The organism is Corynebacterium sp. c8Ua_99 (genome assembly GCF_039907185.1).
In the GTDB taxonomy this organism is placed as follows: Bacteria; Actinomycetota; Actinomycetes; order Mycobacteriales; family Mycobacteriaceae; genus Corynebacterium; species Corynebacterium jeikeium_D.
This window is the reverse complement of the sequence record NZ_JASBOG010000008.1, coordinates 1-26048: the sequence shown is the minus strand read 5'-3', so window position 1 is coordinate 26048 and position 26048 is coordinate 1. Positions and strand designations below refer to the sequence as shown.

The following is a 26048-nucleotide window of genomic DNA, read 5'->3' as shown; positions in this document are numbered from 1 at the left end:
TACAAGTGGCAAGTTGCCACATCGTGCGCGATTAAAGCTTTGATTTAAGCCTTGTCGTTTCGACCATACTCTGCCAAAGCTTCGCGGGCTCGCGCAACAACGGCGTTTTTCAATTTTAAGGGCTCAGCGACCGTTACGCTCGGTGAACGGCGGAGCACAAAGGAGACTGTTGCGGCCAAGTCGGACATCGGCACGTCAGCGACATATTCCGACTGCCCTAAGCCTTGGTCAGAGACCAGTTCGGTATCCTCTTCTTCTCCCTCATCTTCGGTAAAGAAGACCGGTTCATAGTCTGCGATCCAGGTGGCGTCGGCGTCGATAAGCACACTTGCCCATTCGGACGTTCCCGTTTCCGCACCAAAGGCGTGGGGATCACGGATATCGACAGGCTCTGGGCGGTGGAAACCGGCGGGAGTGTCGAGGACCTCGGCGGCCTCCAGGCGGTCGACGCGGAAGCTCTTCTGGCGACGGTCTTCCTGCGCACGGTCCACAGCGCGGAGGTACGTCGTGGATTCAACTGTATAAACGTTGACACAGTCAAGCTCACGGACTGTAATCTGCCCTGAGGCATTCCGGTAGCGCACCTTCAACACCTTGCGCTGATGCAGCGCGGAATAAATCTGCTCAGAAAAGGAAAAGGCCTTGCCATTTTCCGCAGCGGTCGAGTCAATGATGGGGACGTTTATTCCCAGAGCACTGCGTAGTTTTGTCGCGGCCGTCTGCGCGGCCTCGGAGGAAGTGGTGGCTGCGGAGTCCTCGATGGTTTCCAGGATGAGCAGCAAGGTCGCGGTTTCTTCGGCTGTGAGCGCACGTGGCTGGCTGAGCACCGTTGCCTGAGGCCGAATGCGGACATCAAAGCTGTTGCGGTAATCAACTTCAAAAGCCCGCACTCCGAGGAGTCCCGGCTGGTCGATGTCGGCAATCTGCTCCACGATTGCCCGAATTCGGGCAAAAGGTATGGCCAGCTCGGTAGCGGCCTCTGTCATTGAACGGTGCTGCGAAAAGTACGGTACGACCGCCAACAACTCGTCGACACTGACATTCGCGTCAAGTTCCCGGGCTGCATGCACTGTCATTAGTTGCCCTCCAAAGCGTTCTTCGCACCATTCGATCCGCCATGGCGAGCGAGTACCTGCTCCAACCGAGCAATAATCTCCGACCGTGCCTCTTCAGGTGATTCCACAATCAAATCCGGTGCGTAACTCAAACCTGTGGACACAATCTCACTCACAGGTGCCGCTGGCAGCTCGTAGCGCCCATCCCCCAACGCGGTCGCTTTCATCACCACATCAGCGCAGGTATTCGGAGCGATACGAACAACCGCCTGATAGGTCTTGCCACCGCGGTGCAACATGTTTTCCGCAATCTGTTGCAAGTCACCATCGGGCATTGGCTGGGTCGCCGACGTCCCTGTATCCGACACATCGCGGATACGGCTGAGCCGGAACATACGCGCGGCCTCACGCTGCGGATCAAAGCCCAACACATAAAAGCGCCCGCGCAGGTTAATCAGACCCCACGGCTCCAGCATGCGCAGTTCATCATCCACGCCGTACTGGCGGGAGTACCACATCTCCACTGTCCGGCGCGGCGAGGTCATCGCGGTCAGCAGTGTGCTGAAATCCACTCGACTCATATCCACCGCATCGGCCACCACCACCGACTCATCCGGCTTCGCAATGGCGCTGCGCTGCGCAAACGATGCGAGCTTCCGCCACGCCGCCACAGCCGTCGAGCTCAGCTCCTCCGAACCAAACGCCGCATTCGCCGCCTGGAAAACCACCGAAGCCTCCGCTTCAGTGAACTCGGGGTCGTGCTGGGGCCACCGTAGTCTGTTCAGGCGCAGACGTTTGACCTTATCGCCCGCGCTTGACGACGAAACCTCCACCGGGACCCCGGCTGCCAGGAGTGCCGCGGTGTCCGCACGTAAATAACGAGCCCGGGAATCCTCGGAAACACGGGAGTAACCCTCGACATGTTTGGAGATCCACGACTCGCTGACCCACCCGGTGTCGTCGGCAAGCGCCAACAGCAGCTGAACCTGACGTTGGTTCTCACTGATCGCAGCGGATCCGGGGTTTTCCGATACCGGTGAGACAGACACGACTGTGGGGCTCCTTTTCCTGGGGCAGTTTCCGGGGACGGAACTAGTTATTCGAATCCGTATCCGAGGTCTTCTTCGCGGCCGTCAGAATCTCGATCATCTCATTGACCTCATCGTTTTCCGTGGCAAAGGGGTCGCCGAGCATGGTGGAGATGGGATCGTCACCGGAAATCTTCAGGTGTGTCCAGTCCACTACGGTCTTCAAACTGGAGTCTTCAGCTGCAACGAGGAAATCACCGCGCAGCTTCGCACGAGTAGTTGGCGGTGCGATGCGGACTGCCTCAGCGACCTGCTCATCGGTGATCCACCGCGAGGCAATGCCACGGGCTTCCAGCGCACGGAAGATGCCTCGGCCGGGACGGATGTCGTGGTAGGCCAAGTCGATTTGATGAAGCTTGGGGTCCTCCAGCGTTAGACCGCGATCCAGGTAGCGTTTCATGAGCGAGTACTTAATGGCCCAGTCAATGTCGTGCTCAATGAGAGACCAGTCACCGGTTTCCACGGCATCCAGCGCGCGACCCCACAGCTCGACGATGCGGCCCATTTCCTCGTTGGACGTGCCGGCCCCGGCAATGCCCTTGTCTTCATTGACCATGTTTTCTTCGCGGACCTTCAGCCACTCCGTCGCAGCGTCCAGGAACTCGCGTTGAATCTGCAGTGCGGTGGCAGTTTCGCCACTGCGCAGTGGAATCTCGGCCTTGCCGGTCATATCGCGGCTCACCGCACGGATGGACTTGATTTCGTTGGCGACTTCGAAGTCCGGCAACTTCACGCCGGCTTCAATCATCTCCAGTACCAGCTGAGTGGAGCCAATTTTGAGCGCAGTCGTCGTCTCACTCATGTTGGAGTCGCCCACGATGACGTGCAAGCGGCGGAATCGGTTGGAGTCCGCGTGTGGCTCATCGCGAGTGTTAATAATCGGCCGGGAGCGCGTCGTTGCACTGGAGACGCCCTCCCACACATGATCCGCGCGCTGCGAGAAGCAGTACTGAATCGGATCGTTGTGATACGGCGAGGTTGGGTACGGCAGGAAAATCTTCCCCGCGCCACAGATGAGCTGTCGCGTAACCAAGAAAGGTAGCAGCAGCTTGGACAGGGACTTCAGTCCCAGTTCACGTCCAACCAGGTAGTTTTCGTGACAACCGTAGGAGTTACCGACGGTATCAACGTTGTTCTTCAGCAGGTAGACCTTGCCACCGATGCCCTCGTCGGCAAGCTCTGCTTCAGCCTTTTCAGCGAGTTCATTCAAGATGACCTCGCCCGAGCGGTCGTACGCTACCAGCTGCGAGACCGAATCGCACTCAGCGGTAGCGTACTCCGGGTGGCTTCCGACATCGAGGTACATACGACCAGCATTGGGGGTGAAAATGTTGGTTGCCCCGTACTTAGCGATCACCGGGCGGAACATGTAGCGGGCAATCTCATCCGGTCCCAGACGGCGCGAGCCATCCAGCGTCAGAGTGATGCCGAACTCGGTCTCAATACCGGTGATGCGTCGGGTCAACGCCTGTGCCGGTACCGGTGTCGGCGTTGCTTCCGGCTCCTGCTGCCCTACCTGCTGGTCAGTCACTTTTTACTGGCCACCCTTCTGGACATACGAACGCACGAACTCCTCGGCGTTGTTCTCCAGCAGACCATCAATTTCATCCAGCAGGTCGTCAGCAGCTGCAACGTGCTCCTGAGCCTGACCGCCGCCAGCGACCTCGCCGAACTCTTCCTCGTCGCCTCCGCCGGAACCGCCGCCGAAAACCTGAGTGTTACCAGCCATGATATTGCTCCTTAAAAATGAACTTTTGAGTATTACTGCTCTATTACTGCACTATGTGTGCCTATTGTTCGCGGATAGCCCCGAGAGTACGCAGATGCTCAACCACCTTGGCCACTGTCTCCGCAGACTCCAACACGTCACCGCATTCTGCGGCAGTGAAACGGTCAACTTCATCCAGCGTAATGTAGGCCAGCGTAATTCCAGGCGACTCCACGTCACGAGTGCTCCGATACACCCCCGCGGTGTCCACCACCAAGCTGGTCCAACTGCCCGCGACGACATCCTTGCCAAAGCGGCGCAGAATGCCACCGCGTACATACGCACGCGTAGACTCCGGTGCGTATTCAACCGCTCGGTCGACTTCTTCCTCGGTCACGAGTGTGCGCATCGAACCGCGGCGCACCAGCGCATGGTACAGCCCACGAGCAGGGTCAATATCCGAGTACTGAATATCAATCAACGCCAACTTCGGGTGGTCCCAGCCCGCGCCCAGGCGGGTACGCAGGCCCTCCATGAGGTTGTATTTCGCCACCCAATCCAGCAGATGGGCTGCCTTGCGGGGGTCGTCGGAAAGCACGTCGAGCACTTCACGCCAGAGCTTGACGACGTCGCCCTGCTGGTCGTAGCTCTCCACGCGACGCAGGTACTCGTACTGCATTTCCACTGCGGACATCCACGTGACATGGTCTGCCAGCTGCAGCTTCTCGGTGCAAGTCAAGTCTCGGGAGACCTTATGGACGGCCTCGACGGGGTTGCGGAGCTGCAGGTCGTCGAAACGCACGCCGTCCTCGATGGCGTCGATGACCAAACCTGTGGTGCCCAGCTTGAGGAAGGTGGCGACCTCGCTCATGTTGGCATCACCGATGATGACGTGCAGGCGGCGGAAGCGATCGGAGTCTGCGTGTGGTTCATCGCGGGTGTTGATGATGCCGCGGTTCAAAGTGGTCTCCAGCGAGACCTCAGTCTCGATGTAGTCCGCGCGCTGCGAAATCTGGAAACCCGACTCCTGCCCCGTCTGCCCCAGACCCACGCGACCAGCGCCCGTGAACACCTGGCGGGTGACGAAAAACGGCGTCAGACCGGCGACGATGTCATCGAACTCGGTTTCTCGGGAGAAAAGGTAGTTCTCGTGGGCACCATACGAGGCGCCCTTGCCATCGACATTGTTGCGGTAGAGCTTCAGCATCGGACCTGGATTGCCCTCAGCATCGGTGGCTTCGGCGGCAAGCTGAGCTGCGCGCAGCATAATCTTGTCACCTGCGCGGTCAGCGATAACCGCCTCGCGGGCGGTTGCCGTCTCCGGTGAGGAGTACTCCGGGTGCGCGTGATCGACGTAGAAACGGGCACCATTTTGCACCAGCAGGTTTGCAGCGCCGACGGCATTCGGGTCAACAATCGGTGGCTGGTGGTAACGGCGCAGGTCGAAACCACGGCTGTCGCGCAGTGGCGACTCTGGTGCGTAATCCCAGCGGATGCGCCCCGACAGGCCCTCCTCCTGCTCATGCGCGAAAGCGAGCACGGCCTGCGTGGAGGTGAGAATTGGGCTGACATCCGGGTTGTCCGGGCTGGAAATGCCGTACTCAATCTCCGTGCCGAAGAAGCGGTTCGACTGTGCAGAACTGGCGGCGGATTTAGCCATGGCGAATCACCTCGACCGAGGCAACGCGCGCCGCTGGACGACCGGAGATGCGAGCCCACTCATCCGGGTTCGAGGTGTTTGGCAGGTCCTCGTTCTGCGCGAACTCCTCCGCCACTGCAGACAGCAGGTGATCCAAGCTAATACCAGCCTCGCCGCCAGCGATAACCGACTTGATGGCGGACTTCTTCGCACGGTCGACGATGTTGGAAATCATCGCGCCGGAGTTGAAATCGCGGTAGTACATAACTTCGCTGGTGCCATCGGCATAGCGAATCCGCACGTACTCGTTTTCTTCCGTCTTGGCGTACATCCGCTCAACAACCTGGTCAATGAGGTGTGCGACATTCTGCTCCACCCCACCGCGCGCTTCCACCTCGGCTGCTTTATACGGCAGCTCTGGAGTCAAGTACTTGCGGAAGATATCCTTCGCCGCAGCCTCATTCGGGCGCTCAATGCGGATTTTCACATCCAAGCGTCCTGGGCGCAGAATTGCCGGGTCAATCATCTCCTCGCGGTTGGTGGCACCAATCACGATGACGTTTTCCAGCCCCTCCACACCGTCAAGTTCACTGAGCAGCTGCGGGACCACTGTGTTTTCCATATCCGAGGAGATGCCCGAACCACGAGTGCGGAAAACCGAGTCCATCTCATCGAAGAAGACAATTACCGGCTTGCCATCCTCGGCAATGTCGCGAGCGCGGTCAAAAATCAGGCGAATCTGACGCTCGGTCTCACCCACGAACTTGTTCAGCAGCTCCGGGCCCTTGACATTCAAGAAGTACGATTGCGCCCGCTGCGCCTCCGCCTCGCTCTTGCCTCGGGATAGCGCAATCTTGCGTGCCAACGAATTAGCCACAGCCTTGGCAATCAGCGTCTTACCATTGCCGGGAGGGCCGTAGAGCAGCACACCCTTCGGCGGACGCAGGTTGTACTGTTCAAACAGTTCTGGCTGCAGGAACGGCATCTCCACGGCATCGTGAATCTGCTCAATCTGACTGTCCAAACCACCGATATCCGTGTAGGTGACATCCGGTACCTCTTCCAGCACCAGGTTTTCCACCTCGGACTTCGGAATGACCTCAAACGCATAGCCCGACTTGCGGTCAATCATCACCGAGTCCCCCGGCTTCGGCGACAAATCCCCCGCCAGAGACACCACGAATTCCTCACCGTGAGTATCCGAGGCCAAAATGCGCTCCCGATCCGGCAGCACCTCACGAACATTGGCGATGTCGCCGCTTTCCGGATAACCGCAGTCCTCCACGATTATCGAGCCCTCATTCAGACGCACCTGCGCACCCGGCCGAAGCGCCCGCTCATTAATCTCCGGCTGCACCCGCAGGCGCATCCGTCGATTTCCGGTAAAAACCTCTGCGGTGCCTTTCTCCGGCCCCGGCTTAAGGAAAATACCGTACGTGCTAGGCGGCTCCAGCATGTCCTCCATGTCTTGGCGCAGTAGCTCTAGCTTGTTACGGGAGTCCCGCAACAGCTCAACCAGGCGATTATTACGAATGCCGAGGTTGTAGTTCTTCTGCTCAAGATCACGGATTTTGTCAGACGGCGTTGTCATGTATCCCAGATTACCCATAGGGCCAGATGCCGTTGTTGCTTGGTCGATTTAGACCGTGTGTCGCATCACGCTTTACGACGGCTACACCTCCCAGCGCGAAGCGGCGGGTCTAGAGCTTCTTTTGATTTCGTCGCTGCGGGCGCGGAGGCACCGTGCCGTCGGCAAGCCTGCGTGCCCACACCAGGAATGCGGTATGCGCCTGCATACGGTGCGCCGGGCGGACGGAGAGATCCTGAACATTCCAGTCGCGGACCAGGGATTCCCAGGCGCGTGGTTCGGTGAAGCACTTCTGCGCGCGGATGCCCTCCATGACTTTCATTAGCTGCGGAACAGTGGCGACATAGACCATGAGCACGCCGCCAGGCTGAAGCACCTTCGAGACGGTATCCAGGCATTCCCACGGAGCGAGCATGTCCAGAATGACTCGGTCGACCGGGCCGCCGAGCGACTCGATGGAGGCCTCGTTGAGATCGCCCAGGCGCAAGTCCCAGTTGTCGGGCTTGTGACCCATGAAGTCGACAACGTTGCGTTCCGCGTGCTCGATGTGGTCCTCGCGGACCTCGTAGGAAATAAGCTGCCCGTCAGCGCCGATGGCGCGGAGCAGGTTGAGGCTGAGCGCGCCGGAGCCAGCGCCGGCCTCCAACACGCGCGCACCTGGGAAGATGTCGCCCTCGACGATGATCTGTGCAGCATCCTTCGGGTAAATCACCGCAGCACCGCGCGGCATGGACAGGACGTAATCGACCAGCAAGTGACGCATGGCCAGGTAGACGGTGCCTTCGCTGGAGGTGACGGTGGTGCCTTCCTTGGCGCCGATGAGGTCGTCGTGGAGGATGGTGCCGCGGTGAGTGAAGAACTTGCCACCCTCCTCGAGGATGACGGTGAAGTGGCGATTCTTCGAGTCAGTCAGCTGGACTCGGTCGCCGACTTGGAATGGTCCGCTCAATGCCATAGGTGTGTGGGCTCCTTTTGGGGTTTGGTTGGGTCGGGTCATGTCGGGTGCAGCCAAATCCGGGCGGTACTCTAACCTGGCTAGTATGCCCGACAATGCCCAAAGTTCTAAGTCAGCAGTTCAACCTTCCCGCCGCTCTAAGTTGGCGCTGTCGCCGTCGAGAGCTAATGACTACCGCCAGTGCCCGCTGAAGTACCGGTTCCGTGCGATTGACAAGATTCCGGAGCCGTCGACTGTCGCGCAGGTCAAGGGCACGTTGGTGCATGCTGTGCTCGAACAGATGCATGCCTGGCCCCGTGAAGAACGCACTTACCCCGCAGTGGTGAAACGGCTGAAGCCGACCTGGGAGGACATGCGTGCAAAGGACGAGGAACTGATTGAGCTAGTTCCGGAGGATGATTACTACGACTTCCTGGTCGAATGCCGCGGCCTGCTCAAGGGGTATTTCATGATGGAAAACCCCATGGGCTTCGATGCGGCCGAGATGGAAAAGTTCGTTCAGCTGGTTATCGATCCGGATGCGGATCAGACTGTGCCATTGTCAGTGCCACTTCGTGGTTTTATCGACCGCGTCGATATTGCCCCGACCGGTGAGGTCCGGATTGTCGACTACAAGACGGGCAAGAAGCCCTCTCCTCGCTTCCAGGATGAGGCGCTCTTCCAGATGCGGTTTTACGCGCTGGTGTGGTGGCGGCTCACCGGTCGTATCCCGGAACAGCTGCGGTTGATGTACCTGAAGGTTGCCGATGACCTGGTGCTGAGTCCCAACGCGACAGAATTAGAGGCCTTCCAAGCGGAGATTGCCGACTTGTGGTCGGCGATCGTGCGCGACGGTGAAAACGGTGACTTTGTACCGAAGAAGTCCAAGCTCTGCGGGTGGTGTTCTTTCCAGGAGATGTGCCCTGCCTATGGCGGGGTCACACCGGAGTACCCCGGTTGGCCGGGTGCTGTCGGCGATGGCGGCACTGAGTAAAAGCTGCGGATGGGGTGGCTCTCGCGGCGAACTTAGCTTTCGCGGGGTGCCACCGTCGGCGGTAACGGTGTCAGTACAAGTTACTGACTAGGTTTATGACAGGTGAATGGACTTAACCGCTTCGATTTTGTCATAAACCTAGTCAGTTTCTCTATGCGGTGTTTTAGGTAGCCCACCACTACAGCAGTGCGCTGCCGAAGGCGAATCCAAACGCGACGGACAGGGCAATACATAAGATGCCTGGGATGATGAACGAGTGGTTAAACACGTATTTGCCAATTCGGGTTGTGCCAGTGTCGTCCATCTCCACCGCGGCAAGGAGCGTCGGGTAAGTAGGCAGTACGAATAGCGCGGAAGTCGCTGCGAAGGAAGCAATCGCAGTGATGGGAGAAACTCCCACCGCGAGTGCAGCGGGCATGATGGCCTTTGCCGTGGCCGCCTGCGAGTACAGCAATGCGGCCGCAAAGAAGAGCACGATTGCCAGCATCCACGGCATTGTGGTCAGTAGGCTGCCGGACGCGGCCTTAATGTCGTCGATGTAGTGGTTGATAATTGTGGTTCCCAGCCACGCCACACCGAGAACGCAGACGCTGGCGGACATGCCCGATTTGAACACCGGGGTGTTCAAAATGGTTGCCGCGTCCAACTTGCAGGCCAGCACGATAACAGTGGCGGCGGTCAACATGATTGACATGATCGCCTCGTTTCGTGGGAGCGTGGGGTCAGCGATGAGGCCGACCTGTTCAGTGCTGATGGTCGCGTAGACCATCACCGCGAGAATCGAGAGTAGGAAAATCGCCACGGACCACTTGGCCGACTTGGTTGGCACGTATTCGCTCATCTGGCCACGTGGCTTGGAGACTAACCCCTTTTCCAAGCGGCTTTGATACTCCGGATCGTCGTCAAGCTCTTTGCCTAGGTGATTCGTGACAAAGGCGGTCGGAAGGATGGCGAGGAACGTCGAAGGAATGACAATCGCCAGGAGTGTGAGATAACCAACGCCGCGGGGTTCCATGAGCGAAGCCATCAGCACCACAGCCGCTGAAATGGGTGATGCCGTAATCGCCAACTGAGATGCGATGACCGCCACGGACAGCGGGCGGGACGGGCGAACGCCTCCCTCCTTGGATACTTCGGCGATAACTGGGAGGGTGGAAAATGCGGTGTGGCCGGTGCCGGCGAGCAGTGTCATCAGGTAGGTGACAACCGGGGCCCAGTAGGTGATGTGTCGCGGATTCTTGCGCAGCAACCGTTCGGCAATGTGGACGAGATAGTCCATGCCTCCGGCCTTCTGCATAGCGGCAATTGCCGCGATTACCGACATAATGATGCCGATGACATCGAACGGAATGTCGTCTTTGGTGACCGGAACCCCGGTGATGCCCAGCGCCAAAACGCCCAGCCCACCGGCGAACCCGATAGCAATTGAACCAAGACGCGCGCCAAGGAGGATCGCTGCTAGAACGATAGAGATTTGGACGGCAACTAACATGTGTATCTCCGAAAAGTCACTCGTTAGACTTGTTGCCGCTTAGGACAAATCGTCGAGGCGAGACTCCCCTGCCACGTAGCGCTTCCCCCGGTATTCCGGGTGCATGAGGTTCTCGGTGCTCAGGACCTGGTTGAGCTCCTTCTCGTCCATCAGCCCGCGTTCGAGGACAATGTCCCGGACGGAGCGGCCAGTGCGAGCGGCTTCCTTGCCAATCATATCGCCCTCGTGGTGGCCAATGACCGGATTCAGGTAGGTCACGATACCGATGGAGTTTTCCACATAGCCGCGGCAAACTTCCGGGTTAGCGGTGATGCCGGTAATGCACTTGTCGCGCAGAGTGTCGGTAGCACTGCGCAGCAGTTCAATCGACTCGAAGAGGCATGCGCCGATGACAGGCTCCATCACGTTTAGCTGCAACTGGCCAGCCTCGGCTGCCCAGGTCAGGGTCACGTCGTTGCCGAAGACCTTGAAGCAGGCCTGGTTCGCGACCTCTGGGATTACCGGGTTAACCTTTGCCGGCATAATCGAAGACCCAGCGGCGCGCTCCGGAAGGTTGATTTCATTCAGTCCGGCTCGTGGACCCGATGCCAGCAGGCGCAGGTCGTTGCACATCTTGGAAATCTTCATGGCCGCGCGCTTCAGGGATGCATGCACGCTGACGTAGGCGCCGGTATCGCTGGTGGCTTCGATTAGGTCCTTCGCAGAGGTCACCTTAAAGCCACTGACCTCACGCAGCGCCTGGGTCACGGCCTCGCGGTAGCCTGCCGGCGCATTTACACCGGTACCGATAGCGGTTGCTCCCAGGTTGATTTGCAGCAGGCGTGCCGACGCAGTTGCGATGGACTCCTGCTCTTCCTCAAGGTTGTGGGCAAATGCGTGGAAAGCCTGTCCCAGGGTCATGGGAACGGCATCCTGCAGCTGCGTGCGCCCCATTGTGATGATGTCGTTGAATTCATCACCCTTGGCGTGTAGAGCCTCAACCAGGGAGTCGAAGTGCTTCTGCAGGCTCAGCAGCGACATGTGGATGGCAAGACGGAAACCTGTTGGGTAGGCATCGTTGGTTGACTGGCACTGGTTGACATCATCGTTGGGGTGAATGACGTCGTATCGGCCCTTTTCCAGGCCGAGCAGTTCTAGAGCGAGGTTAGCGATGACCTCGTTGGTGTTCATGTTGAGACTGGTGCCAGCTCCACCCTGGAAGACATCGATTGGAAACTGATCCATGCAGCGTCCCTTTTCCAGGATTTCATCACATGCGGCGACGATGATGTCTGCAACATCGCTGGGCAGCGTGTGGACGCGCTGGTTGGCAATGGCCGTGGCCTTCTTCACCATCACCATGCCACGAATGAATTCGGGCACGTCGTTGATGGTCTTGGCTGAGATTTGGTAGTTGTCGATTGCGCGCAGGGTGTGGATGCCGTAGTAAGCCTCTGCCGGGACCTCCATAGAGCCAAGCAGGTCGACCTCGGTACGTGTTGCGGACATGTGGAAGCAATCCCTTCTAGCCTTTTAGCAGACCTAGTAGACGCAGCCTTGTGGGCCACATTTAGTGGCGATGATTGGTTACACCGCCAAAACTACAGTGCTGGCGTATGTGCCGCATGTACAGGCATAAAGTTACTGCTTCGGTCCGGCTAACGCCGTGCGCACTCTTAGTGTCAATATTACTACCTACGCTAGCGTAGGTAAAGGGTGGATTCAGCTAGGAAGCTCCCACTGGATAGCGTGTAAGGTTCGCGTGACTTAAATACGCGCGATACGGATATTCGAAGCCAAGATCGCCTCGGCACCAATCTTTGCCAGTGCGTCCATGAGCGGGTTGGCCTCTGCCTTCGGAACTAGCGCGCGAACTGCTACCCAATCCTCGTTAGCCAGCGGCGACACGGTCGGGCCGGACAGCCCCGGGGTGAGCTTGGATGCCTCTTCCAGCGCGGACGCACGGATGTTGTAGTCAATCATCAAGTACGTCTTGGCATGCAGAATGCCGGTCATGCGACGCAGGAACACCTGCTGCTCCTCGGTGACCTCTACACCCTTGCGTCCGACAACAACTGCCTCAGAGCTGACCAAAACATCGCCGAATGGCTTCAATCCCTGCTTGCGCAGGGTGCGACCGGTGGAGACAACATCGGCGATAACGTCGGCAACTCCCAAGCGGATGGAAATCTCCACTGCACCATCAAGGCGAATGACGGTGGCGTTAATGCCACGAGCCTTCAGATCCTCGCGCACCAGATTCGGGTACGAGGTGGCAATGCGCTTGCCCTCCAGAGCTTCTACGGTCCACTCCTCATCGGCCGGAGCGGCGTAGCGGAAGGTCGAGGCGCCGAAGCCCAGATTCAGAACCTCATCGACCGGAGCCAGCGAGTCAGCGGCCAGGTCGCGGCCGGTGATGCCCAAATCCAGATGGCCGTTGCCAACGTAGATAGGAATATCCTTCGGGCGGAGGAAGAAAAACTCAATGTCGTTGGCTTCGTCGTGGATGGTCAGGCTCTTGGAGTCGCCTCGACCCGGGTAGCCAGCTTCCTTCAGGATTTCGACTGCCGCCTCGGACAGCGATCCCTTGTTGGGCACGGCAATACGCAGCATGGTGTTGATTTCTCCTACAGGTACTTGTAAACATCCTCGGGGCTCAGCCCGCGACCGACCATGACCACCTGCAGCCAGTACAACAGCTGCGAAATCTCCTCTGCGAGGGCTTCGTCAGATTCGTGCTCAGCTGCAAGCCAGACCTCACCGGCCTCTTCGACAATTTTCTTGCCCTGGAAATGCACACCAGCGTCCAGCGCCTTGACTGTGCCCGATCCCTCGGGGCGCGACTGTGCTTTTTCCTTCAGCTCTGCAAACAGGTCATCAAAGTTCTTCACCCGGTCTATTGTTCCATGTCGTCTACTCGCCCGCGAAAGCAGCCCGCAATAAGCCCAAATTCGAGGTATCCAAATTGCCCGAAATGAAGCGCGCCGGGGGTACTAACGTCTCCACATCAGCCTGCGAAACGCTCACATCCGGCATTGGATTCCACACCACCGTGCATCCCGCAGCGAGTGCAGAGCGCACCCCCGTTGAGGAATCTTCGATAGCCAGGCAGTCCTCTGGCGCAAATCCGGCTAGCTCTGCGCCACGCAAGTACGGATCCGGTGCCGGTTTGCCGTTGGCCACCTCATCGCTACACACTGTTGCGGCGAAGTGCTGCTCCCCCATGACATCAATGCAGGGTTGCGCCACGTGCCGACGGGTATTGGTCACCAACACCACCGGAATGTCAGCAGTCCGGGCCTGGTCCAAAATCTCCGGCACACCCGGGCGCCACTCCACCCCATGTTCTAGAACCAATTCAGTGAAGCGACCTTCGACGAATTGGGAGCCCGAGGCAAACAGCTCGTCGTCAAGCGTGCGTCCCGCATGATCAGCACAAATCGACAGCGTGTCCCAGAGCGTGTTGCCGACGCATTGCAAGCGCAACTCCGGAGTCAGGCGACGGCCTACGAATTCCGAGAGGTCGTACGTGGCAATCTCCCACAGAGGTTCCGTGTTGATGAGGCTGCCGTCCATGTCCCACAAAATTGCTTTCACACCATGCGACTATGCCAGGCAATCAAGCATTTAGCGATTATGTCAGCAAAACCGTCGGATGAAGGTTTAGAGTTTCAGGAAGGAAAGTATGTTGCGGTGCTGCATGAAACCACCGCATGAACGTGTCCCGCGTGAATGAAAGGCATCGACTCGCTATGACAACCACTGAAGATTCGCTCGCCCAGGCTATCGACCAACCCGAGGCATATTTCATTCCGCTAGGGACGGTCACCGAAGGCGAGCTCAGCTACGAGCGCTTCATGCCCACCAGCTTCACTTATGGGGCGTGGGGGCCGTTTCAGCACGGTGCGCCGCCGTCGGCGCTGCTGACGCGCATGTTGGAGCGCCGCCGTCTGGAAAGCGAGGGGATGCGTATTACTCGCATCGCCGTGGATCTGTTGTCGGCTGTACCGTACACGGAGCTCCGCGCGCGCTCATGGGTCTCGCGCTCGGGGCGGCAGATTGCCAAGGTCGAAGCCGAATTGCTTGCCGACGTCAAGGGTGCCTGGCGGCCAGTTGCCACGGCGTCCGCATGGATGATGGCCACTGCGGATACGCGGGATATTGAGCGTGCATTCGACAAGCAGGTGCCCGGGCCGGAGGAATGCAGCGCCGAGTACATTCCGCTTACCGACGATTGGAGTGGCGGCTACATCGAATCAATTGAAGCCCGCGCAGGGGCGACGGAAGAGCTGGCCGAGACACAGATTCACTGGGTTCGCGCGCAGTACCCAATCGTGCTCGGGGAGGAGCCGACTGCGGTGGAGCGAGTCATGCAGGTAGCTGATACCGCCAACGGTATCGGGGCCACGCTGAGCCCGCACCAGTGGGCGTTTATGAATACCGACTTAGTGGTTCACCTGCACCGACTCCCCCAGCTCGGCGCCTCGGAGAAGTCGGCGGAATCGGAGTCGCAGCCGGAAGACGGCGGCTGGGTTGGCATCGCCGCCCGCGGTTCCATTGGGCCGGACGGAATCGGCATGACCGCGGGCGAGCTCTACGATGTGCACGGCCCCATCGGCCGCAGCATGCAGACCTTGCTGGTGCGACCGCAGGGATAGCGCGAAGCTACACGTTAAAGTACTTCGCTTCCGGGTGGTAGAGCACGAACGCATCGGTGGACTGCTCTGGGTGCAGCTGGAGCTCCTCAGAGAGCTCCACGCCGATGCGCTCCGGCTGCAGCAGGTCAATCATGCCCTGACGGAAGGTCAGATCCGGACAGGAACCATAGCCGAAGGAGTAACGAGCGCCGCGGTACTTCAGGTCAAAGAAGTCCTGGGTATCGTCGGAGTCTTCCGCGCCAACACTTGTGCCGTCGGAGAACGCGAGCTCGGAGCGAATGCGCTGGTGCCAGTACTCGGCCAGTGCCTCGGTGAGCTGCACGCCGATACCGTGAACCTCCAGGTAGTCGCGGTATTCGTTCTTGGCGTAAATATCGTTGGCGAAGTCAGCGATGGGCTGTCCCATGGTCACCAGCTGGAACGGCATGACGTCGGTCTGTCCTGCGGCGATGGCATCTTCGCGCGAGCGAATGAAGTCAGCAATGCATAGGAAGCGACCACGCTGCTGGCGCGGGAAGGTCCAGGACACCACTGGCTCTGCCGCGGGGTCGGGCTGCTCCCCTTCCGCAGGTAGCGGCAGTACGTGTACGGTATCGCCCTCAGAAACTGCTGGGAAGTAGCCATAGACGACAGCCGCATGCTGGAGGATGTTCTCGGCGCGCAGGCGCTGCAGCCATGCGCGCAGGCGTGGACGACCATCGGATTCGACCAGTTCCTCGTAACTCGGCCCCTCGTCGCCGCGGGTGCCGCGCAGTCCCCACTGCCCCATGAACAGAGCGCGTTCGTCGAGGGTGGTCAGGTAGTCGTCGAGGGGCAGGCCCTTGACAATGCGGGTTCCCCAGAACGGCGGTGTCGCAACGGGGACATCAGCGGCGACATCGGAACGCTCCGGCACCTCGGGGGCTTCAGCAGCAGCCTTGGCGGCGCGCTGCGCGGCGATGCGCTTGGAGCGCTCACGGCGGGCGCGGCGAGCTTCCTTCTTCTCGCGGGCAGCAATGGCCTCTGGCGAATTCTCGTCTGGGCCGAGGCCCTTCTTAGCTGCCATCAGCTCGTCCATGATGCGCAGTCCTTCGAAGGCATCCCTGCCGTAGTAGACATCGCCGTGGTAGAGCTCGGACAGGTCGTCTTCCACGTAGCTACGCGTCAGCGCGGCGCCGCCGAGCAGTACTGGGAAGCGGGTGGCATCGCCGGCGGAGTTGATCTCCAGCAGGTTGTCCTTCATCACCACAGTGGACTTCACCAGCAGGCCGGACATGCCGATGGCGTCGACATCCAGTTCCTTGGCGGCGGACAGAATCGTAGCGATTGGCTGCTTAATGCCCAGGTTATGCACGGTGTAGCCGTTGTTGGAGAGAATAATCTCCACCAGGTTCTTGCCGATGTCGTGGACATCGCCCTTCACCGTGGCCAGCACAATCGAGCCCTTGGAGCCCGTGGCATCCTCGGCATCCATAAAGCCCTCGAGGTAGCCCACCGCGGCCTTCATCGTCTCGGCCGACTGCAGCACGAATGGCAGCTGCATCTGGCCAGAACCGAACAGGTCACCAACGGTCTGCATGCCACGCAGCAGGTCCTCGTTGACAATCGCCAGCGGTTCCTTTTCCTTCATGCCCTCATCGAGGTCAGCCTCGATACCCGTGCGCTCACCGTCGATGATGCGCTGCGCCAGGCGGTCGAACAGCGGCATGGCGGCGAGCTTTTCGGCCCGGGCGTCCTTCGCGTCAGCGGCGGAGACTCCTTCGAAGAGCTCCATGAATACCTGCAGTGGGTCATACTCCCCGTCGGGGTGCCCCGCTTCACGACGGCGGTCGTACACCATATCGAGAGCGACTTCGCGCTGCTTGTCGTCGATCTTGTTCATCGGCAAGATCTTGGAGCTGTGGGCAATGGCGGAGTCCAGACCGGCCTCGATGCACTCGTTGAGGAACACCGAGTTGAGTACCTGGCGAGCCGCCGGGTTCAGACCGAAGGAAATGTTGGACAGACCGAGCGTGGTGTGCACGTTCGGGTGGCGACGCTTAAGTTCGCGGATGGCTTCGATGGTTTCGATGCCGTCGCGGCGAGTTTCCTCCTGGCCAGTGGAAATCGGGAAAGTCAGACAGTCGACAATAATGTCCTGCTCGCGCAGTCCCCACGTGCCGGTGATGTCGGCGATGAGACGCTCGGCAATCTCAATCTTCTTGTCCTTTGTACGCGCCTGACCTTCTTCGTCGATAGTCAAAGCGACCACGGCAGCACCGTGCTCAACAACCTGGCGCATAATGCGCTGGTAGCGCGAGTCCGGGCCATCGCCGTCTTCAAAGTTCACAGAGTTGACCGCGCAGCGACCACCGAGGTGCTCCAGGCCAGTCTTCAAAACTTCCGGTTCCGTGGAGTCCAGCATGACCGGCAACGTCACCGAGGTGGCGATCTGCGATGCCAGGGTTGCCATGTCATCGCGACCGTCGCGCCCCACGTAGTCCACACACAGGTCGATCATGTGTGCGCCATCGGTGACCTGACCGCGGGCGGTGTTTAGGCACTTCTCCCAGTCGCCGGCCAGCATGGCCTCGCGGAAAGCCTTGGAACCGTTGGCGTTGGTGCGCTCACCAATCATGGTGATGCCGGTTGTCTGCGTCAGCGGGGTTGCCGAGTACAGAGAAGCGACCTCATCGATTGGCTTTGCATTCGGATCCGTCGATGGGCGTGCTGCCTGAACAGCAGGGCCCTGCTCGGCGTAGGCGCCTGCACCGGTAATAGCATCGCGCACAGCGGAAACATGCTCCGGTGTGGTACCACAGCAGCCACCGACCATCGCCAGGCCAAACTCTTCAACAAAGCCGCGCAGCGCTGTGGCTAGCTCTGGTGCGGTCAGCGGGTAGGTCGCACCGTTCTTACCCAGCACTGGCAGGCCCGCATTCGGCATCACCGATACAGGAATGGAGGCGAAGTTGGACAGGTAGCGCAGGTGCTCGCTCATCTCGTCCGGACCCGTTGCACAGTTCAGACCAATCATGTCGATCCCCAGCGGCTGCAGCGCTGCCAGGGCTGCACCAATCTCCGAGCCCATCAGCATGGTGCCTGTGGTCTCGACGGTCACGTGGACGACGATCGGAATCTTTTTGTCAGCCTGTCGCATGGCGGCCTTGACACCGTTGACGGCCGCCTTTACCTGCAGCAAGTCCTGACAGGTCTCAATCAAAAACGCATCCGCGCCACCGGAAATCATGCCGAGTCCGGCCTCCGTGTAAGCGTCGCGAAGCTGAGCGTACGGAGCGTGCCCCAAAGACGGCAGCTTCGTGCCCGGGCCCAGCGAACCGAGGACAAAGCGTCGCATACCCTCGCGCCCCGGCCCCATTTCGTCAGCGACCTTGCGGGCGATTGCGGTGCCCTTGTGCGCTAGCTCCTGAATACGGTCTTCAATGTCGTAATCCGCGAGGTTCGGGAAGTTGCAGCCGAAGGTATTGGTTTCCACCAGGTCGGCGCCGGCCTCGAAATAACGCCGGTGAATCGTCTCGATGATGTCGGGACGAGTGTCATTGAGAATCTCATTACAGCCCTCGTAGCCGAGGAAGTCCGCGTCAACGTCGAGGTCAAAAGACTGCAGCTGGGTACCCATGGCGCCATCGCCAATGAGTACACGGCTGTGCAGTGCGGTGAGGAACTCGGAAGAGTGGCGATCAGTCATGAATAGACACCTTAGTCTACTTTCATAACCGCGCCGTTAATCGGGCTGGTTATTCCATCTCAAAGTAGCTTTCCGCCTTCACCGCAGGCAGGTCCAAACCGACAGCCTTCGTTGCGGAATTGATAATCGCGAGAATCTCGTCGAGCTCCTCATCAAAAATCGAGCCACCGTGCTCATGCTCAATCGCAGCCACGCGCTGTAGGCAGTTCTCTACCGCCTGCGTTGCGGCTTCTTCTCGCTTATCGACGGCCAGTTCCGCCGCCTGATCAATACCAGCGGCGGCCTCACGGAGGGCTTCCCCGACCTGGTCGGCTACCGATTCGTCAAAAAGTGGCTCCCAGAACTCGCGTTCCTCGGGCTGCAGGTAGCTGCCGGTGGCAAACATGCGCAAATCGGCAACTAGCTTATCGATGTTCTCTTGCGTTACTTCGACAGCAGACAGATCTGAGTTGCTCATGCTCAAATTTTAACGCCAAGCAGCGCGTCCAGCGCGGCGGCAACGAATTCTCCGGCACCCGCTGCGCCGGTTACTGTGCCAGCATCTGCCTTGTTGCTGGTATCCGAGGACCACTCCGCAGCCCAGGCATCGATAGCGGCCAGAGCAGCCGGCGTATCCAGGTCATTGGCCAGGCTTGCGCGCACATCGGCAACCAGTGCCGCTGCTGCGCTCACAGCCTTCTCATCGGTGGCAGTCTTTGTAGCTGTGCAAGCCGCACGCCAGGCCTCGTGACGTGCCTTGGCCGCCTCCAGCACCTCGTCCGACCAATCGCGATCAGAGCGGTAATGGCTGGCGAACACGCCAATACGAATAGCACTCGGGTCGACGCCGGCGGCCACCAGCTTGGAGACAAACACCAGGTTACCCAGCGACTTGGACATCTTCACGCCATCGAGCGCAATCATGCCAGCGTGAACATAATGGCTGGCCATCCGTGCACAGCCAGTAGCGGCCTCGGCATGAGCCGCCGAGAACTCATGGTGTGGGAAAGCCAGGTCCGAGCCACCGCCCTGAATGTCGAAGCTCTTACCCAAGCGGTTGGTGGCAATCGCCGAGCACTCAATGTGCCAACCCGGCCGGCCCGCACCAAAAGGAGCCTCCCAGCTTGGCTCCCCGGGGCGAGCGGCACGCCACACCAGCGCGTCCAGTGGGGCCTCCTTGCCCGGGCGATCCGGGTCGCCACCGCGCTCCGCAAAGAACTCCGCCATCTGCTCTGCCGAGTAATTGGACTCGTAACCAAAGTTCTCAGTGGCACTCTTGCGGAAGTACACATCCGGGTACTCGTCATCGGTGAGCTGGTAGGCCGAGCCATTCTCCAGCAGCTTCTCGACCATTTCCACGACCTCGCCCACGGACTCAATGGCGCCGATATAGTCGCGCGGTGGAATCACCGACAGGTTTTCCATATCCGAGCGAAACAAATCAATCTGCGAGGTGCCCAGCTCGCGCCAGTCCACCCCATCGCGCTCCGCACGTTCGAACAACGGGTCATCGACATCGGTGATGTTCTGCACGTAATGCACCGAGTGTCCATTGTCCAGCAGCTGACGGTAAATCAGATCAAAGGTGAGGTAGGTTGCTGCGTGCCCCAGGTGCGTGGCGTCATAGGGTGTGATGCCACACACGTACATGGTCGCCTCCGGTCCCGCTTCCACCTGGGAGACCTTCTGATCCGCGGTGTCGTAGAGGCGTAGGGGTACCGATGTTGAGCTTTCGTCGTCAAGCGAATGCGCCTTACCTGTATTGCTGGCGCGGTTGAACACATCGAAGCGCGCATCGCCGAGACTGGGAACCTGTGGTTGGGGCCACGAATGCATTAAATACTCACTACCTCACTAAACAGCGTTGATCGTGCCGAAGCCGAGCAACACCATAACAATCAAACCGACCGGGATGCGGTACGCGGCGAACCAAGCGAAGGAGTGGTTCGACACAAACTTCAGCAGCCATGCGATAGACGCATAGCCGACGACGAAGGCAATCAGCGTACCGATGGCCAATTGCGCACCACTAGCGGCCTGTCCCGCCGCAGGGTCAAACGCGTCTGGAAGCGAAAAAATTCCAGCAGCGAAAACAGCGGGGATAGCCAGCAGGAAGGAAAAGCGCGTTGCAACCTCTCGGTCCAAGTGCAAGAACAGGCCGGCAGACACCGTACCGCCCGAGCGCGACACACCCGGAATGAGCGCCAGGCACTGCGCGAAACCCATGACGATGGCATCTCGCATGGTCAGCTCTTCATAGTTGCGCTCACGACGGCCGAACTTCTCTGCGGCGATAAAGACAAAGGAGAAAAGCACCAACACAGCGGCTGTAATCCAGAGATTGCGCAGGTTATCGCGGATGAGGTCCTTCCCCAGCACACCGATGATGGCAATCGGCAGCGTACCGACAATCACCATCCAACCCATGCGGTAGTTGAAACCGCGGGCTTCCTTATTGAACAGACCGGCAAACCAGCCAGTGAGGATCTGCCAGATGTCCTTGGCGAAGAACACCAACACAGCCAATTCGGTGCCAAGCTGCACCACAGCGGTGAAGGATGCACCGGCGTCCTGGCCCCACAGCAGCTCGGAGACAATCCGAAGGTGCCCCGAGGAACTCACCGGGAGAAATTCCGTCAAACCTTGCACTACGGACAGGATGATCGTCTGGGCCCAGGTCATACCGGTGCCGGCGGTATCGGCAGCGGTATCCGCTGAGGCGCTTAGTGTCGTCATGATAGTCACGGCTGTATAGGCTACTCGTCCGGTTTGTGTTGTGGCTATAGCGAGGTTTCGGTGCGGCGATAGCGAGACCTCTCCCGCGGAACTTTTCCCGCGACCGCACACGGGTGTCCTAAAGTAAAAATCGTGCAACAACGAATTCTGGGCAACAGCGGTTTACGCGTCTCCGCCTTGGGGCTGGGTACGGCCACCTGGGGTGCGGGTACCAGGCAAGACGAGGCCGGACGCATCCTGACGGACTTCCTCGACGCCGGAGGCAACCTTGTCGACGCTTCCCCACTCCACGGCGGCGACACTGTTGCCGACATGCTGGGTGCGGTCATCGCAAAGCGCGGCGTTGCCGACGAATTGGTGCTCTCGGTCGCATCTGGCATACACCCCGAGCGGCCCGTCGGCAGGCGCGTGGACTGCTCGCGTAAGACACTGCAAAAGGACCTCGACGAAACGCTCGGACGCCTCGGCGTCGAACACATTGACCTGTGGTCGCCCGGCTACTGGGATGGGCTGACCCCACCGGAAGAGGTCGCCGATACCCTGGAATGGGCTGTGCGCACGGGGAAAGTACGTTACGCCGGAGTGCGTGGATACAGCGGTTGGCAGGCAGCGGTGACGCATGCCGCCGCGGATCGAATCGCTCCGGTGTTCGCACAGCATGAGTACTCGCTGCTCCAGCGAAGCCCTGAGGCAGAACTGCTGCCCGCCTGTGAGCATTTGGGGCTCGGCTTTATCGGTGGCGCCCCACTGGCCCAAGGTGTTTTGACCGCCAAATACCAGCACATCATTCCCGAAGACTCCCGCGCTGCTTCCGAACACGCCGACGCAGAGGTACAGGACTATCTCGACACACGCGGCGTCACGGTTGCAGGCGCGCTGACCACCGCAGCCAAGGGGCTCGGCGTCAGTGCTGCCGTCGCAGCGATTTCCTGGGCACGCGATCGGCCGGGCGTCACCTCGATTCTCGTTGGCGCTCGAGACCGCGCTCAGCTACGCGAAAACCTCACCTCCGAACAACTCACGCTGCCACCGCAGATTTGCAACGCGCTTGACGACGTCACGCTGTAATCAGTAACGGCAGTCTTCTAAAGACTTATAAGGCACAACGAATGCGAGAACCTCCCACGGCTGGAGGCGTCCACAAAGTAATCAGGCCGGGGTGGTAGTTTCTATAGCGTGAGTGAAAACAGTCGTCGACGTGTCATAACCTCCCTTCTAGCGGGGCTTTCCGCTAGCGCAGTGGTCCTGGCAGGGTGCTCCTCCGATGTGGAAGGAGACATCGATGCCGGAATGGGCAACGCCACGCCAGTGCCGGCCGCTTCACCCGCTGCTCCCGATACTGCTATCGGTAGAGCCAAGAAGATTGATGAGGACGTTACCGATGCCGTGTTGGTCGGCGACCGAGTTGTCCTGAAGGCCGGGGACAAGATCTTTGCCGGTCCGCTGAATAACCCAATTGAGCGATCAATGAAGCTGGACGCGAAGTGTGGTGAGCTCGCGCCGGGCGGCCCTAACGCTCTGCTGCCGTGTGAAGATGGCATCCACGTCATTACTGACCAGGCTACGGAAACGGCCGTTGTCGGCCGTGGCACCAACTACTCCGCCGCAGTTGGCCTGGAAGGCGGCCGCATCATCGGTGCCCATGCGGATAGCAATGTCGTCGATGTGTTCGGCGCTGATGGCGAGTTGGCCAGTGACTTCAAGGCTGCCAATAACGGGTCGCAGCTCGTTGAGATTCCCAAAGCGGACAATGACGCGGACGTCAAGCTGTTAGAGGTCAACCGTCCGGAGACTTCGGTGCATGAGCTCAAGCTCGATGAGTCCCGCGCTGGCTCTGCGCTGCGTGCGGGCATCGGCGTCGGCAAGGTAGCTTCCGGTGATCATGTCATTGCTGCCGCAGACACCAAGGGCAACCAGCTTCTTATTTACACTGCCACTGACGTCATTCGCCTCCACCAGGCAGCTCCGGCCCCGGAGGCTCCGTGGGCGGTAGCGGTCGATGAATCGCGCGGAATTGTCTGGGTGACTTCGACGAAGGTGAACAAGCTGACTGGCTACGACATCAGCTCGGGTACCCCAGTCAAGGTCGCGGACATCAACACGGTTGCAGATCCACAGTCGATTGTTGCCACCGAGGATGGCCAGATTGGCGTCTTCTCGGCTACCGGTGACGGGGCCCAGATTTTTGACTCCGCGGACGTCGATAAGGCAATTGCTGATTTCAAGCAGGATGCAGAGAAGATCCGTGAGGAGATGTCGGTTCGGGAACCAGCCGATAAACTACCGACCGGTGCAGGTGACACCAAGGGAGCAGACGACTCCGAGGGAGAGACTAAGTAGATGCCTTCGAAACTTCGCGCCAAGTCTTATCAACTCGCGCTAAAGGCAATGTTCCAGGTTCCACCGGAGCAGATTCACGAGGCCATCTCGAAGACCCTGAAGGGGCTGCAGAAGTCGGAGAGTCTACAGCGGGCGGTGAGCAAGCTACTCGTTGTTGACGATGCTGTGCTGCGTCAAACCGTGTTCGGTGTGGACTTCCCGCGTCCGCTGGGGCTCGCCGCGGGCTTCGACAAGGCTGCTATTGCCCCGGATTGCTGGGGGCCAATTGGTTTTGGCTACGCGGAACTGGGAACCGTGACTGCCAAGCCGCAGCCGGGCAACGATCGCCCGCGTCTGTTCCGTCTGAAGGAAGACCGCGCCATTTTGAACCGCATGGGTTTCAACAACCCCGGCGCCGCTGCTGTAGCGGAGAACTTGCGGGCGCGTCGCAGTGACGACGTCATCGGTATCAACATTGGTAAGACAAAGGTGACTCCGCTGGAAGAGGCCGTCGATGACTATCGAGAATCGGCTAGCCAGCTCGGCGGCTTGGCGGACTACGTTGTTGTTAACGTCTCCTCACCGAACACGCCGCGTCTGCGCGACCTTCAGGCAGTGGAGTCACTGCGCCCGATTCTGGCAGCGGTGACTGAGGAGACCGACTCGCCGGTGCTGGTCAAGATTGCTCCTGATCTCTCCGACGATGATGTCATCGCAGTTGCTGACTTGGCGGTTGACCTTGGGCTGGCAGGCATTGTGGCTACCAACACCACCATTTCTCGCGAGGGCCTGCGTACGCCCGCGGATGAGGTCGCGGAGATGGGGGCCGGTGGAGTCTCGGGTGCTCCTGTGGCAGCTCGGTCACTAGAGGTGCTGAAGCTGCTGCACGAGCGCGTCGGAGACAAACTAGTTCTCATCAGCGTCGGCGGCATTGAAACTGCTGAGCAGGCGTGGGAGCGGATTGCCAACGGCGCTTCCCTACTGCAGGGCTACACACCGTTGATTTATGGCGGTCCGGACTGGATTCGTGACATTCACCAAGGGTTGGCTCGCCAGATTCGAGCTCAGGGATTCTACTCCATTTCGGAGGCAGTCGGCTGTGGTCTGCCGTGGCGTGGTTAACTGCTGAAAGCCGTTGAGGCTTCCTAACCCAATAAACACGTGACCCCGGGGCCAGCTGCCATGAAGGCGCTGGCCCCGGGTTTTCTGTATGAGTAGCGCGCCCGGTCGGTAGTTGCCCGTGTGGGCGTCGTATCCTTACTCCCCGACGTTCTCCCACCACGGCGTGATGATGGCACGCGCAATCGAGTGGAAGTACAGATTGAAGCCAAGCACGGTCGGCGTCGCATCTCCCGGAACTTCAAGCTTCTCCACGTCGACCGCGTGCACCGCATACATGTAACGGTGTGGGGCATGCTGCGCCGGTGGGTTAGCTCCGTAGTGACCACGCATGCCCGAGTCGCCGACAAGCTGGATAGCGCCTTCTGGCAGCTTAGAGCCGTCTTCGGAGCCAGCTCCCTGTGGCAGACCCTTTTCGGTCGCTGGAATGTTGAAGACAGCCCAGTGCCAGAAGCCCGAAGCGGTCGGAGCATCCGGATCGAAGCAGGTCACGGCAATGGACTTAGTGCCCTCCGGCAGATTTGCCCAATCCAGTTGTGGGGAAACATTCGACGGAGCGCGGAATTCATCCGCAATCTTCTCGCCGTCCTTGATATCTGGCGAGGACAGCTCGAAGGTTGGCAAATCCTTCAGCGGTGCGTACGGATCTGGTCCCGGGAAAACCGGAGCATTTGCGGTGTCGTTGGAATTCGTAGTCATAACTACCAGTGTGCCTACTTTATGAGCGCGCTGCAGGGACTTCACAAGACTCCCTATCTGCAGGGCCTGATTCTCAGTGCGAATCCAAGGCGGATGCGGGGCTAACACCGCTGATGTAATTACACCCAGGTTTGGCGCGCCAATACCCTGCTGACCTGCCAATTTGTGTTTCATTATGTAGTCGGGATACAGTATCACAGGTCAGCACGGAAGTGCTTCCTACCCGGTCCGGGTGGCGGAATGGCAGACGCGCTAGCTTGAGGTGCTAGTGCCCTATTAACGGGCGTGGGGGTTCAAGTCCCCCTCCGGACACAAGATAAATCCCGAGAAACTGCAGCAAATGCAGCTCTCGGGATTTTTGCTTTATCTGTCGTACGGTACTGGCCTATTGCAG

The 26048-nt window shown here is 59.5% G+C and carries 22 protein-coding genes and 1 tRNA gene; 6 read left to right on the top strand and 17 right to left on the bottom strand.

Going from position 1 to position 26048, the window contains the following annotated elements:
* Positions 1 to 44 precede the first annotated feature (44 nt).
* The 7 genes from QKE19_RS06095 to QKE19_RS06065 form a co-directional block, all read right to left on the bottom strand.
* Positions 45 to 1076 (bottom strand): WYL domain-containing protein, encoded by a 1032-nt coding sequence (locus QKE19_RS06095; RefSeq protein ID WP_347890594.1) that lies wholly within the window; start codon positions 1074 to 1076, stop codon positions 45 to 47.
* Positions 1076 to 2104 (bottom strand): WYL domain-containing protein, encoded by a 1029-nt coding sequence (locus QKE19_RS06090; protein WP_049189894.1) that lies wholly within the window; start codon positions 2102 to 2104, stop codon positions 1076 to 1078. Before QKE19_RS06090 ends, QKE19_RS06095 begins: the two co-directional genes overlap by 1 nt.
* 43 nt (positions 2105 to 2147) lie before the next feature.
* A complete protein-coding gene (pafA, locus tag QKE19_RS06085) occupies positions 2148 to 3608 on the bottom strand; it encodes a Pup--protein ligase (RefSeq protein WP_049193530.1) in 1461 nt (486 codons plus the stop codon).
* A 69-nt stretch (positions 3609 to 3677) separates the two neighbouring features.
* Entirely contained in the window at positions 3678 to 3872 is a 195-nt protein-coding gene (locus tag QKE19_RS06080) for a ubiquitin-like protein Pup (RefSeq protein ID WP_005510795.1), read from the bottom strand.
* A gap of 61 nt (positions 3873 to 3933) precedes the next feature.
* Complete coding sequence (gene dop, locus QKE19_RS06075) at positions 3934 to 5511, bottom strand: depupylase/deamidase Dop (RefSeq protein ID WP_049170549.1); 1578 nt, start codon at positions 5509 to 5511, stop codon at positions 3934 to 3936.
* A complete protein-coding gene (gene arc / locus QKE19_RS06070; RefSeq protein WP_347890592.1) occupies positions 5504 to 7081 on the bottom strand; it encodes a proteasome ATPase in 1578 nt (525 codons plus the stop codon). The genes dop and arc overlap by 8 nt, the downstream gene beginning before the upstream one ends.
* Before the next feature lie 109 nt (positions 7082 to 7190).
* Positions 7191 to 8033 carry a tRNA (adenine-N1)-methyltransferase gene (locus tag QKE19_RS06065; RefSeq protein WP_126108029.1) on the bottom strand — a complete coding sequence of 281 codons (843 nt, stop codon included), beginning with the start codon at positions 8031 to 8033 and terminating at the stop codon, positions 7191 to 7193.
* Positions 8034 to 8118: 85 nt separating this feature from the next.
* Here QKE19_RS06065 and QKE19_RS06060 point away from each other — a divergent pair, with 85 nt between their 5' ends.
* On the top strand, positions 8119 to 9006 hold the full coding sequence (locus QKE19_RS06060; RefSeq protein ID WP_347890590.1) for a RecB family exonuclease: 888 nt from the start codon (positions 8119 to 8121) through the stop codon (positions 9004 to 9006).
* A gap of 178 nt (positions 9007 to 9184) precedes the next feature.
* Here QKE19_RS06060 and QKE19_RS06055 read toward each other — a convergent pair whose 3' ends face one another.
* The 5 genes from QKE19_RS06055 to QKE19_RS06035 form a co-directional block, all read right to left on the bottom strand.
* Positions 9185 to 10498 (bottom strand): anaerobic C4-dicarboxylate transporter, encoded by a 1314-nt coding sequence (locus QKE19_RS06055; RefSeq protein WP_347890587.1) that lies wholly within the window; start codon positions 10496 to 10498, stop codon positions 9185 to 9187.
* Positions 10499 to 10537: 39 nt separating this feature from the next.
* Positions 10538 to 11986 (bottom strand): aspartate ammonia-lyase, encoded by a 1449-nt coding sequence (gene aspA, locus QKE19_RS06050; RefSeq protein WP_016422793.1) that lies wholly within the window; start codon positions 11984 to 11986, stop codon positions 10538 to 10540.
* Between the two features lie 258 nt (positions 11987 to 12244).
* Positions 12245 to 13090 carry an ATP phosphoribosyltransferase gene (gene hisG / locus QKE19_RS06045; protein WP_016422792.1) on the bottom strand — a complete coding sequence of 282 codons (846 nt, stop codon included), beginning with the start codon at positions 13088 to 13090 and terminating at the stop codon, positions 12245 to 12247.
* 14 nt (positions 13091 to 13104) lie between these two features.
* Complete coding sequence (locus tag QKE19_RS06040; RefSeq protein ID WP_005510825.1) at positions 13105 to 13368, bottom strand: phosphoribosyl-ATP diphosphatase; 264 nt, start codon at positions 13366 to 13368, stop codon at positions 13105 to 13107.
* 22 nt (positions 13369 to 13390) lie between these two features.
* A complete protein-coding gene (locus QKE19_RS06035) occupies positions 13391 to 14074 on the bottom strand; it encodes an HAD family phosphatase (RefSeq protein WP_187404624.1) in 684 nt (227 codons plus the stop codon).
* A gap of 155 nt (positions 14075 to 14229) precedes the next feature.
* On the opposite strand from QKE19_RS06035, the gene QKE19_RS06030 reads away from it, so the two are divergent.
* Entirely contained in the window at positions 14230 to 15135 is a 906-nt protein-coding gene (locus QKE19_RS06030) for a thioesterase family protein (RefSeq protein WP_076772023.1), read from the top strand.
* Between the two features lie 7 nt (positions 15136 to 15142).
* On the opposite strand, the gene metH is transcribed toward QKE19_RS06030, so the two are convergent.
* Genes metH through QKE19_RS06010 form a run of 4 tightly spaced genes read right to left on the bottom strand, consistent with a single transcriptional unit; the run spans position 15143 to position 21517 of the window.
* Positions 15143 to 18802, bottom strand: coding sequence for a methionine synthase (gene metH, locus QKE19_RS06025; protein ID WP_070607768.1), 3660 nt, complete (start codon positions 18800 to 18802; stop codon positions 15143 to 15145).
* 49 nt (positions 18803 to 18851) lie between these two features.
* Positions 18852 to 19259, bottom strand: coding sequence for a hypothetical protein (locus tag QKE19_RS06020; RefSeq protein ID WP_016422788.1), 408 nt, complete (start codon positions 19257 to 19259; stop codon positions 18852 to 18854).
* Positions 19260 to 19261: 2 nt separating this feature from the next.
* Complete coding sequence (gene mshC, locus QKE19_RS06015; protein WP_347890584.1) at positions 19262 to 20617, bottom strand: cysteine--1-D-myo-inosityl 2-amino-2-deoxy-alpha-D-glucopyranoside ligase; 1356 nt, start codon at positions 20615 to 20617, stop codon at positions 19262 to 19264.
* An 18-nt stretch (positions 20618 to 20635) separates the two neighbouring features.
* Positions 20636 to 21517, bottom strand: a complete 882-nt coding sequence (locus QKE19_RS06010; protein WP_040361409.1) for an undecaprenyl-diphosphate phosphatase — start codon at positions 21515 to 21517, stop codon at positions 20636 to 20638.
* Positions 21518 to 21649: 132 nt separating this feature from the next.
* Here QKE19_RS06010 and QKE19_RS06005 point away from each other — a divergent pair, with 132 nt between their 5' ends.
* From QKE19_RS06005 to QKE19_RS05995, 3 genes are all read left to right on the top strand, one after another.
* Entirely contained in the window at positions 21650 to 22585 is a 936-nt protein-coding gene (locus QKE19_RS06005; protein WP_070429711.1) for an aldo/keto reductase, read from the top strand.
* 108 nt (positions 22586 to 22693) lie between these two features.
* Positions 22694 to 23857 carry a hypothetical protein gene (locus QKE19_RS06000; protein WP_187401166.1) on the top strand — a complete coding sequence of 388 codons (1164 nt, stop codon included), beginning with the start codon at positions 22694 to 22696 and terminating at the stop codon, positions 23855 to 23857.
* Positions 23858 to 24958, top strand: a complete 1101-nt coding sequence (locus QKE19_RS05995; RefSeq protein ID WP_049193506.1) for a quinone-dependent dihydroorotate dehydrogenase — start codon at positions 23858 to 23860, stop codon at positions 24956 to 24958.
* Positions 24959 to 25093: 135 nt separating this feature from the next.
* Here the strand turns inward: QKE19_RS05995 and QKE19_RS05990 are convergent, their stop codons facing one another.
* A complete protein-coding gene (locus QKE19_RS05990) occupies positions 25094 to 25654 on the bottom strand; it encodes a YbhB/YbcL family Raf kinase inhibitor-like protein (protein ID WP_049193504.1) in 561 nt (186 codons plus the stop codon).
* A gap of 226 nt (positions 25655 to 25880) precedes the next feature.
* Here QKE19_RS05990 and QKE19_RS05985 point away from each other — a divergent pair.
* Positions 25881 to 25966: transfer RNA gene (locus QKE19_RS05985), tRNA-Leu, on the top strand.
* Positions 25967 to 26048: the final 82 nt, after the last annotated feature.